Here is a 10,329-nt window from a genome sequence, read left to right as displayed (position 1 = left end):
TCGGCGGTGGATGACTCGGTGGAAGCCGGCGTTGAATGCTTTTGCTATTGTTTTTGGTGATCGGTTGCCGCAGGTGGCTGGTCGCTAGATTTGTTGTGGGTTTACACCGTTAATCTGACAGTCCCGGTGAAAATCCATGAAGAGAATTATGGCGTGTATGGTGTGCGCAAGATGTGGCACGCCATGAGGCGTGCCGGCTGGGATATTGGTCGGGATCAGACCTACCGACTCATGAAAATAGCCGGTGTTGCTGGTGCTCATCGGGGTCGTAAACCTATGACCACCAGAGCGGCCACAGTGATTGATGACCGTCCTGATTTGGTTCAGCGCAACTTCACCGCTGATGCACCTAACAGACTCTGGGTAGCAGACTTCACCTATGTCAGAACCTATTCAGGTTTCTGCTATACGGCCTTCATTACTGATGTGTTTTCCCGGAAGGTTGTGGGTTGGGGTGTTTCTTCAACTATGCGTACTCTGGGGATGTCTTTGACGGCGTTGAAGCAGGCGCTTTTTGAAGCGAAGAAGGGTGGCTCTGATCTAACGCAGATTGTGCATCATTCTGACCGTGGTTCGCAGTATATTGCGCAGGATTACAATCAGGGTTTGAAAGCGTTGGGTGTGCAACTGTCGGTGGGTTCGACTGGGGATTCTTATGATAATGCTTTGGCTGAGTCCGTCAATGGTGCTTATAAGGCTGAGCTGGTGAGGAATCGCCTTTTTGCTTCAGTTGGTCAGTTGGAGGTTGAGACTGCGTCTTGGGTTGCTTGGTGGAATGCTGGTCGGTTGCATCAGAGTCTTGGTTATCGGACTCCGCAGGAGGTGGTTGATGGTGCTTTAGTGGTCTTATAATTGTCGGAACTAAACCACGTACATATCAGAGTGGTAACCATTGTTGACGGATTCTGATACAGACATACTTAATAAAGGTATTATAATAATTTTCTATTCCAGATGCATACCCCTGTAAGGCAATTCTAGCCTGCATTGTATCTAATCACTGCTTTTAAATGATAGATATTTATTGAATTTTCCAAATTCTTTTCTTCTTTACATATGGCTTTTCAGTGGATCCCTTCACATACCCTTCTACCCATATTTTTTTAGTTTCTTCCGAATCCTTGCTTACCCGGATGTTTCTGTAGTGCCCCCGGACATCGAATCGGTGGGAATACTCCCGCTGGCTTTTTTTGATTCGACCCTCGGGGTCTGACGACGAAGAATTATTCTTGTAGTTTGAGATGGTTATTGTCTGAACATCAGCTGGATCAATGCTGGAGAAGTGCACGTTTTTCACTTCTTGAGTGCGCTGAGTTGTCATGCGTGGAGTATCAATATTTGTCAATATATAACCAAACATTTGATATAATTTTTGTTCAATTAGTGTTATATTGGACGAGGTAAGGTCAATTGTATTACGCGCAGTTGGTATTTCGAGAGAAACTCTTGTGCGTATTGTTTCAGGCAGGAGGATATCTTCGGCTTGGAAAATATTTGCTTGAAATACAGATAAATTAAGCAAAACTGATTTTGATTTGTGAGCCCAAAGAAGGGCTGTCACAGTTTCGATGGGCTCCCCTGGAGTCTTTATACTGTCACTTTCTGAAGGAACAATTATACTTTCATGTTTTACTTCATGCCCGCTAACAATACTTTCACTCAGGAATATGATTCCTTCCATGGATGGCAACAGGGAAAGATCTAATTTTGATGCTAATGAATGTTCACGCTTGAAAATATTAGTTGTTTTTTGATCGATTAAATAAATATCAGGCTGATATTTTATAGCACTGTGGTTTTCGAGCCAGTGAACAGTTTCAACTAAATTTTCTTTGGTAAAGTTGAACCCCTGCCTGCTTCCTTTTATTTTTTTTAGATGCTTGACCCGCTCACGTTTTTCCTTTTCGCGTTTTCTCGCAGCGTTGCGTTCCTGCGTGATTTTTCTTTCGGCTTCCTCTATTGAGAGAGCATGGAGAGATTTACTTAGTTGCTTGAGTTTCTGAACTTGCTCAGGTTTGATATTGCTCATTTATGTATCCCTTTTGGTGATCTTTGCTTCTATGATTTTGGCTGTTAGACCATGGCATATGGAGATGGGTGAGTATTGCTGAAATTTATATTAATAAATTTCACGGACAGTCTAGCTTGTGAGGCTCATTCAAAAGTAAGAACACACCCCGCACCCACCAACTAGACAACGGCCCCACCCGGCGCCAAAATATGAGCGTTAAATCTCTACATATAACCTCAAGCTCTACCGGAAAGACCGTTGCCACACCAGCGTACAACCGAGCTGACAGCCAGGCAATTCACCACGCTACACACAGCCCTCGCCCAAGCCCTCAAAATCACCCTGCTCCACCACCACCATAACCTCACCGAATGTAAAACCACTTGAAAAAGCACTCGCGATTCCTGGTTCACTGGTTATTGACGAAACACTTGTACCCATCAGGAACTGGCGTTCATGAGGTAAGACAAACTTCTCTGGGAAACATAAGCGAGCCGGGTTTAACCACCAGGGGCCTGCCCCCCCCGATGGCAGGCCCTGGCTATCACCGACCCTTTTCCTGGAACTAGACATAATGCTCATGCCTTCGGTGCTCATAGGTTCGAGCGGTTCCTGAATCTTCAACTTTGGCGGATGAGGGTTATGTGGGTCTGGGGCTAATCGCTCCAACAAAACGTAAGCCTGGCCAGCAGCTGGCCGTGGGGGGGGGAAAAGAAGAATAACCGGGTGGTTAACAGGCTGCGGTCAATAGTGGAGAGGGTTAGTGCTCAGATCAAGACGTGGCGGGTTCTGCATACTGGGTTCAGCCGGCCGTTGGGTGTGTGTGGGCGGGCGTTTTCGGTGGTGTGGGGGGTTGGTGTTTTTGACTGCTGGAGGGAATTTTGAATAAGCCTCAATGTTCCTGTTCGTAATAATTTAGTTTGTACCTGTTTCTCCAGACTGCGGCTCAAGGCCCTCAACACAAGGACCATACACATCAATATAATCATTATTTCCCACAGCCACCGAATACAAAACCTCCACTCCAGCTGGCGTAGTAGCAGCAAGAGTAATACCAGGATTCTGCCCAGTACCCCCAGGAGCATTCTTCACATCCCACCCCAATCTCTCCCACTCAGCCCGAATACGCTCAGCCTGAGCAGACCAGTCATCAACACCATAGACCTTACTAGAACGAATCGTCGCCATGTAGCTAAATAACATACCGCCGTCTTTTCTATCTCCGCACACCATTTTGAAGTCCTCAAGATCCCCATCCAACTCAGCAGCCGAATACACCTGCCCACCAATATAGGTAAACTCCCCTTCCGGCACACCGGTCGCAGCAGCAGTCAACTGAACCGACTGCCTAAAATCCTCCCCAATAGCCTCAACTGAAGGTGTCTCCACAGCCTTATCCTCCTGAACCTGTGGCAACACAGCGCACCCTGCAAACACCACACCAGCTAGCATCAAACTGGCTACTGATTTCATTTTTTTCATTGCGATACCTCACCATTACCTTCTATGAGTGGCTCGGTTGCCATCTCGGGTTTTCTGGCAAGAACCTCATCTTCAGACCTGCCCTAGAGAGGCTAGGGCAATCATTTCTGCACTTGTAGTCCCCGGGCTATAAAAGCCTTAAATTCCCCAGGGGCTGTCCAGTCCTTAGACGTTACTGCATAGTAGATATTCTGCTTGCCGTCGGCTCCACGTTCAATCGCCAAACCCTGTGAGTTCGCCTGCTCAATATCAGGCTTTTTCATACCTGCTGAGCCAGGTTCCACTAAAAAGAGTATGTATCAACAGTTCACCCCTATCAGACAGGAAAAAGAAACGAGCGCCACGCTCCACTCCCACCTAAAGCTGGCCGGCGTCCGCCAGGAGTTCCCGGGCGTGTTCCTGGGCTGCTGCAGACTGGTCGTGGCCTGAGAGCATACGGGCAAGCTCTACTACCCGCTCTTCAGCGGTGAGCACCTGCACACGGGAGAGGGAACCGTCCTCGTTTTTGCGCACCAGGATGTGCTGGTCAGCAAAAGCTGCGACCTGGGGCAGGTGGGTGACGACCAGAACCTGCACGTTTTTGGCCAGCATGGCGAGGCGGCGGCCGATTTCAATGGCTGCCTTACCGCCGACGCCTGAGTCCACCTCGTCAAAGATGAAGGTGGGCACGGGGTCTACCTCTGAGAGCACCACTTCGAGGGCCAGCATCACGCGGGAGAGTTCACCGCCCGAGGCGCCCTTGCCCAGAGGGCGGGGCACGGCCTGGGTGTGGGGAGCCAGCATGAAAGTCACCGCGTCCTTACCGTAGCGGTGGAACTTTTCGGTTTCTTCTACCTCAACCACCAGTGAGGCGTTCGGCATGGCCAGGGCTGAGAGTTCTTCGCTGACGGCCGCTGCCAGTTTGCGGGCTGCCTTGGTGCGCAGGTCGGTGAGCTCCGCAGCCTGCTCCCCCAGGGTCTCGCGCAGCTGACGCAGTTCGGCTTCCAGGGCCTCCTGGCGGGCCGGGTCATCGGATAGGGTTTCCAGGCGAGCGCGGGACTCTTCTGCCCAGGCCAGCACCTCGGCGATATCTGCCCCGTATTTGCGGGTCAGGCTCTTGAGCTGAGCCCGGCGGTGTTCAACCTCAGCCAGGCGTTCTGGCCCCTCGGTATCGAGCCCCGAGGTGTAGGCAGAGATTTCCTCGGCAATGTCGGTCACATGGATTAGGGCCTCGTTGAGACGCCCGGCGAGAGCTGCCAGGTCGGAGTCCGCATCTGCCTCAGCGGCCAGGGCTGTGCGGGCGGCATCGAGCAGACCCAGCACGTTGGGCTCGTCCGCGTCCCCGTATTCGGTGCCCGACAGGGCAGCGGACGCCGTCGCCGCAGCTAGACGCAGGGACTCAACGTTAGCCAGTTTTTGGCTTTCTGCCCGCAGGGCCTCATCTTCGCCCTCGGCAGGCTGCACCGAATCGATTTCTGCTAGTGCCCCCTGCAGGGTCTGGGCTTCCAGCGCGCGGGCGCGGGTATTTTCGCGGACGTCGCGAAGTTCCCCGGCAGCCTGACGGTAGCGCTCGTAGTTGACGGTGTAGGCCGCCAAAAGCTTTTCAAGTTTTTTCCCGGCGTAGGAGTCCAAAGCGTGACGCTGTTCGGCGGCGTCCTTGAGGCGCAGCTGGTCGGACTGGCCGTGGACCGCAACCAGAGTATGGCCGATATCTGCCAGCGTGCCGATAGGGGCAGAGACACCACCCACGTGGGCGCGAGAGCGACCGGCGGCGCTGACGGTGCGGGCCAGAAGTAGCTCAGCAGAACCGCCGTCGAGTTCCTCAACCGAACCACCGGCGTCCTCGGCCAGGGCTAGGGCGCGGTGCCCCTGAGGCAGGCGGATAACGGCCTCAGCCAGGGCATTCTTAGCGCCGTTGCGCACGCTAGAGGCATCGGAGCGAGCGCCCAGCAACATGCCCAGAGCCGTCACGACCATGGTTTTACCGGCACCCGTCTCACCGGTCAGCACCGAGAAGCCGGGTTCAAGAGGCAGGCGGGCATCGGTAATAACGCCCAAATCGCGCAGGTGAATTTCTTCAATCACGTGGGAAAACTTTCTTGACGAGGTTAGTCGTTACGGATGACGGTCAGGGTGCTGGTCGCAGGCCCGGGAGTGTGGGGGCCGCGCCAGCCCGCAATGGGTAGCTCGAACTTCTTGACCAGGCGCTCTGAGAAGGGGGCCGGGTGCATACGGGCCAGGCGGACGGGCTTGGACGAACGGGTCACCTCGACGCGGGCCCCGGGAGGCAGGTCGCGGGTACGGCGTCCGTCGCACCAGAGCACACCTTCTGCCCCGTTGGTGGAGATCAGCTCTACCGCCATCATCGAGGTCGGTGCGGTCACCAGGGGGCGGGCAAAAAGAGCGTGGGCTGAGAGGGGCACCATCAGCATAGCTTCAACACTGGGCCAGACAATCGGGCCGCCGCCAGAGAAGGCGTAGGCGGTTGATCCGGTCGGGGTTGCCAGCACCACGCCGTCACAGCCAAAGGACGAGAGCGGGCGCCGGTCTACCTCAATGACCACCTCGATCATTTTTTCGCGGTTGCCCTTTTCAACGCTGGCCTCGTTGAGGGCCCATGTTTCAAGAATTTTCTTGCTGCCGTCCCAAACCTTCACATCAATCGCCATGCGCTCTTCGACCGTGTAGTCGCCCGAGACCACTCGCTCAACGGTTTCGGTCAGGTCGAATTCTTCGGCCTCTGCAAGAAACCCTACGTGGCCGAGGTTGACGCCGATGAGGGGTATCTGGGTGTGGCGAATCATCTCGGCTGCGCGCAGAATCGACCCGTCACCGCCCAGCACCATACCCAGCTCAATGTCTTTGAGCGCCACAGACTCGTGGGCCACCGCCACAGGGACGGGGTTCTCCCACTTTTCGGTCAGGGCTTCCAGGTCAGCGCGGTTCATCACGGGCACCAGGCCAGCCCGGTGCAGCTGCGTGCAGGTAGCACGAGCAGCGTTGCGGGCTTCAAGACGGCCGGTATGGGCGAAGACAAGAATATTGCGCTCCCCCGGCGTCTTGGTCTGCTGGGGTATGAGGGCGGTGTCAGGTGTTTCGTTCACACTTTTAGGCTAGCTGACCGTAGGCGGTTTTGCTGTTTTTCTAAGGCCCAACACACCGGATTTTTCGAATATCTATTCGACTTTGGGTGTCTTACGAAGCGGGGGTTGTTTCGTCAGGCTTGCGGCACCAGAGGAAGAATTCTACGTTGCCGTCCTGCCCCGGCAGGGGGCTTTCCTTCTCCCCCAGCACGAGCAGGCCGGCGTCCTGCGCTGCTGCGCGGACGGACGTCACGGCGTCCGCTCTCACCTCGGGGTCGGTCACTACCCCGCCCTTGCCGATGCGGGCCGGGCCCACCTCAAACTGGGGTTTGACCATGAGCAGCAGGTCCCCGCCTGCGGCCGTTGCCCGAGCCAGCGGCTCAACGACCTTGGTTAGGGAGATAAAGCTCAGGTCTGAGACCGTAAGGGCAACCTGCCCGCCGATGTCCTCGGGGCTCATGTGCCGCACGTTCATGCCCTCATAAACGTCAACGGCCGGGTGGTTACGGATCTGTTCGACCAGCTGGTCGTGCCCCACATCGACCGCCGCAACCCGGCTGGCGCCCCGGCGCAAGAGCACGTCGGTAAAGCCGCCGGTAGAGGCGCCTGCGTCCAGGCAGAATTTACCGGCAACGGTGATCTCGGGGAAGGCGTCCAGCGCCCCGGCCAGCTTATGCCCGGCGCGGCTCACATACTCGGTCAGCTCGCTGCGGCGGACGCGGACGCGGTCCCCCTCCTTCAGCTTTTGGGCTGGCTTCGTCACGGTACGGCCGTTCACGCTGATGTGCCCGCCCTCAACCATCTTGGCTGCCAGCGTGCGGGAGCGGGCAATCTTTGCCTGCACCATGTACTGGTCCAGTCGCATGTTCTTCCTTCCCTCTCCGTACTCGGCTCTAGCGGCTTGAATCTAGGTCTTCTTTGAGGGCGGACGCCAGCTGGCCCAGCCTCTCGATGCGTTCGGTGGCGTCCAGGGCCAGGGCAGCTGTCAGCGCCGCCTCGAACTCGGGGTCGAGAGCCTCGGCTTCTTCAGTCGGTAGCCCCGAAACTGCCTTTTCTTCGAGACTCTGGGCGGTTTCGTCCGCGCCCTTAGCCACGGTGCACCTGGCTAGGAGACACCGGGGCGGACGCATCGGGGTGGGCAGCCCACCAGGCTGCGCAGGCCACACGCCAGCTATCAATCTCACTGCCCTCACCGGTGATGGTGAGTTCGGTGTCGGTTGCCTCAGCGGACCAGCCTGCGCCCCGGGCGCTCATACCGGTTGCTGTAGCTTGTACCTGGATCTGGGGGTAGTCCTCAAAGAAACCGTTGAGGTCTTCCAGAATGTAGGTGGGGCGTTCCATCGGAATTGCAGCAAGAATACTCTGGTAGGTCTCCACGCCTGTCATCACCACGGCTGTCGCCATGGCGGCCCGGTTGCCGCCCTGAATATCGGTATCCAGACGGTCACCCACCACCACGGGCCGCTGCGAGTTCAGCTTCTGAGCTGCGGTCACAAAAATCGGGGACTCGGGTTTCCCCGCCACCTGCGGGGTTCGCCCGGTTGCTGTTGCTACCGCCCCCACCAGGGTGCCGTTACCGGGGGCGATACCGCGTTCCTTAGGAATAGTGAAATCGGTATTGGAGGCAACCCACAGCACCTTCTCATCAGCCAGAGTGTAGGCGGCTTCTGCCAGGTCTTCCCAAATAATCTTGGGGTTGAAGCCCTGAGCAACCGCAACCGGCTCATCGGCCTGGCTACTAACGGGGGTCAGACCTGCCGCAGCCACACAGTCAGCTAGAGCCTGAGCACCGGTAATCAGTACCTTGGCCCCGGCAGGTAGCTGGGCCTTGAGCAACTCAGCTGCTGCCTGCGCCGAGCTGATGACGTGCTCAGCATCGGTTTTGACACCAAGTTCCACCAGATGGTCAGCAACGGCCTGGACGCTACGCGAGGCATTATTGGTCACAAAGGCTACCGGCACACCGGCTTCCTGGGCCCTGTTCAGAGCTTGCGGGGCGCCTTCAATAGCGATGGGCCCTGCGTAGACAACACCGTCAAGGTCTGAGAGAATCGCGTCGTGCGCTGCCAGCAGCATTAGTCGCGATCCCCCTCAACAGCTTCAGGAGCAAGCTCGAAGAGGGCTTCTTCTTCTGCCTGTTCTTCGCTTACCACGGTTTCAGCGCTGGCAGGGGTCTCGTCGACCTCAAAGAGGGCGCCGTCTTCGCCTGCTTCTTCGGCTACTGACTCGGTCTCTGTTGCGTTAGCCGGGGTTTCGCTCTCCTCCGCTTCCTCTGCCTCATTGGTTATCTCTTCGGTCTCAGCAGGAGCCTGAGCTTCAGCCGCTTCGAGGTCAACGGAGGGTTCTTCGGGTTCGAGCAGGTCCTGCTCGGTGAAGATATCGAAGATCTCAGGTTCGACGAAGTCGCCCTGACCCAGCGCAGCTTCGGTCATCAGGGCTAGGCGGGCCCAACGGGCAGCTTCTTTTGCGCGGCCGTCCTGCTCAAGGAGTTCTGCGTAGGTGTTGAAGAGGCGGGGTGAGTAGTCAAAGCCGCGCTTGGGGTTCAGCTCGGGAATCTCAAGTGCCTTGATAGCCTTCTTCAGCTCCCCCTGGTCACTGTAGATACCGGAGACCACGATAGCGACCTCGGAGCGGACGCCCGCCGGCACGTCCTCGTTCTTGGCTTCTTCTGCCAGGGTCAGGGCCTTTTCGATACGGCCCAGGGCACGCTCACAGTCGACGAGCAGAGCCAGGTGTTCGTTGGAACCTGAGATACGGCGGTGGGTGCGCAGCTCGCGTAGGGCAAGCTCGAAGTCTTCAGCGGCGTAGGCGGCGATACCGACGACCTCGCGGACGACGCCAATGCGGCCAGCTCGCTTTGAGGCAGCAACAGCGTGCTCAAGAGCAAAGTCGGGGTCGATATCGAGGTAACGCCCCACCATGACCAGGTGCTTAGCCACTGTATCAGCGTTCTGGGCTTCTAGCTGGCGCAGGGCTCGCAGAGTCCAGTTTTCAAGCTCTTTACCGGTGACGTCGGTATCGATTTCGGGTGCGTTCTTTGACGGACGGTAGTCACCGCTGGGGTTCTTGGCCTCAGCAGTAAAGTTACGGTCTTTGCGTTCCCCCTGGAAGCCGCGCTTATTCTGGTCGCGGTCGAAGTTCTTGCGGGGGCCATTACCCTTACGGTCGAAGGAGCGTTCGCCGCGGCCGTTACCGTTGTTTTTACGGTCGTCGAAGCGCTTACCACCGCCACGGTTCTTATCATAGGGCTTCTTCTTGTCGCCGTAGGGGCGGTCACCGTCGCGCTTGGTGTAGCCGCCTTCGTTACGGTCGGAGCAGTCGCTGCGGTAGGGGCGTGAGGAGTTACGGTCGTTGTTCTTCTTGTAGCCACCGCGGTTTTTATCTGAGTGGTTACGTGAGTATTCAGCCAAGTGAGCTCCTCTATGGTGTTTGTGGTGGGGTTGGGCTCTTTTCTGCCCTGTTTTTAATGCTAGGTTCTAGTCTATCTGGCTTGGGGTACCTTGCGTAGGGGCTGCCTGGTCTTACCGGTGCGTTTTCAGGCACACAGCTTCACGCTTGGCCGGCGCTTTAAAACAAAAAGGTCCTGGACGTAACGCCCAAGACCCCAAAAACAAAAAGGTCCTGGACAAACAGTCCAGGACCTTCCAGTATCCCAATCAAAAACCGGCGGTGACCTACTCTCCCACACCGTCACCAGTGCAGTACCATCGGCGCAAAGAGCCTTAACTTCCGGGTTCGGGATGGAACCGGGTGTTTCCCTCTCGCTATAACCAC

Annotated in this window: 9 protein-coding genes and 1 rRNA gene; 1 reads left to right on the top strand and 9 read right to left on the bottom strand. The window is 56.4% G+C overall.

From position 1 onward, the window contains the following. The first annotated feature begins 90 nt into the window (after positions 1-90). Entirely contained in the window at positions 91-852 is a 762-nt protein-coding gene (locus L7A20_RS11665; RefSeq protein ID WP_237223652.1) for an IS3 family transposase, read from the top strand. Positions 853-1,021: 169 nt separating this feature from the next. On the opposite strand, the gene L7A20_RS11660 is transcribed toward L7A20_RS11665, so the two are convergent. The 9 genes from L7A20_RS11660 to rrf all read right to left on the bottom strand — a co-directional run. Next, the gene (locus tag L7A20_RS11660) at positions 1,022-2,029 is read right to left on the bottom strand and encodes a hypothetical protein (RefSeq protein WP_237212226.1); all 1,008 of its coding nucleotides are present in this window, start codon (positions 2,027-2,029) and stop codon (positions 1,022-1,024) included. A gap of 897 nt (positions 2,030-2,926) precedes the next feature. Continuing rightward, positions 2,927-3,493: a hypothetical protein gene (locus tag L7A20_RS11655; RefSeq protein ID WP_237197815.1), complete on the bottom strand. Its 567-nt coding sequence runs from the start codon at positions 3,491-3,493 to the stop codon at positions 2,927-2,929. Between the two features lie 357 nt (positions 3,494-3,850). Then, the gene (gene recN, locus L7A20_RS11650) at positions 3,851-5,557 is read right to left on the bottom strand and encodes a DNA repair protein RecN (RefSeq protein WP_237223651.1); all 1,707 of its coding nucleotides are present in this window, start codon (positions 5,555-5,557) and stop codon (positions 3,851-3,853) included. A gap of 23 nt (positions 5,558-5,580) precedes the next feature. Next, positions 5,581-6,576, bottom strand: coding sequence for an NAD kinase (locus tag L7A20_RS11645; RefSeq protein ID WP_237223650.1), 996 nt, complete (start codon positions 6,574-6,576; stop codon positions 5,581-5,583). A gap of 91 nt (positions 6,577-6,667) precedes the next feature. After that, positions 6,668-7,420, bottom strand: a complete 753-nt coding sequence (locus L7A20_RS11640; protein WP_237223649.1) for a TlyA family RNA methyltransferase — start codon at positions 7,418-7,420, stop codon at positions 6,668-6,670. 28 nt (positions 7,421-7,448) lie between these two features. Then, the gene (locus L7A20_RS11635; RefSeq protein ID WP_237223648.1) at positions 7,449-7,649 is read right to left on the bottom strand and encodes a hypothetical protein; all 201 of its coding nucleotides are present in this window, start codon (positions 7,647-7,649) and stop codon (positions 7,449-7,451) included. Next, positions 7,642-8,631 (bottom strand): HAD-IIA family hydrolase, encoded by a 990-nt coding sequence (locus L7A20_RS11630; protein ID WP_237223647.1) that lies wholly within the window; start codon positions 8,629-8,631, stop codon positions 7,642-7,644. The genes L7A20_RS11635 and L7A20_RS11630 overlap by 8 nt, the downstream gene beginning before the upstream one ends. Further along, positions 8,631-9,965 (bottom strand): tetratricopeptide repeat protein, encoded by a 1,335-nt coding sequence (locus L7A20_RS11625; protein ID WP_237223646.1) that lies wholly within the window; start codon positions 9,963-9,965, stop codon positions 8,631-8,633. The genes L7A20_RS11630 and L7A20_RS11625 overlap by 1 nt, the downstream gene beginning before the upstream one ends. Before the next feature lie 251 nt (positions 9,966-10,216). Then, positions 10,217-10,329: ribosomal RNA gene (rrf, locus tag L7A20_RS11620) — 5S ribosomal RNA — on the bottom strand; the annotation flags it as partial.

Source organism: Rothia nasimurium (genome assembly GCF_928381415.1).
In the GTDB taxonomy this organism is placed as follows: Bacteria; Actinomycetota; Actinomycetes; order Actinomycetales; family Micrococcaceae; genus Rothia; species Rothia nasimurium_H.
The sequence above is the reverse complement of the archived record's forward strand: the minus strand, read 5'-3'. Positions and strand labels throughout refer to the sequence as shown.

Bases quoted from the DNA above. Each gene is read 5' to 3' on its own strand.
- L7A20_RS11660 (WP_237212226.1), bottom strand. From the start codon at position 2,029: ATGAGCAATATCAAACCTGAGCAAGTTCAGAAACTCAAGCAACTAAGT.
- L7A20_RS11655 (WP_237197815.1), bottom strand. From the start codon at position 3,493: ATGAAAAAAATGAAATCAGTAGCCAGTTTGATGCTAGCTGGTGTGGTG.
- L7A20_RS11640 (WP_237223649.1), bottom strand. From the start codon at position 7,420: ATGCGACTGGACCAGTACATGGTGCAGGCAAAGATTGCCCGCTCCCGC.
- L7A20_RS11630 (WP_237223647.1), bottom strand. From the start codon at position 8,631: ATGCTGCTGGCAGCGCACGACGCGATTCTCTCAGACCTTGACGGTGTT.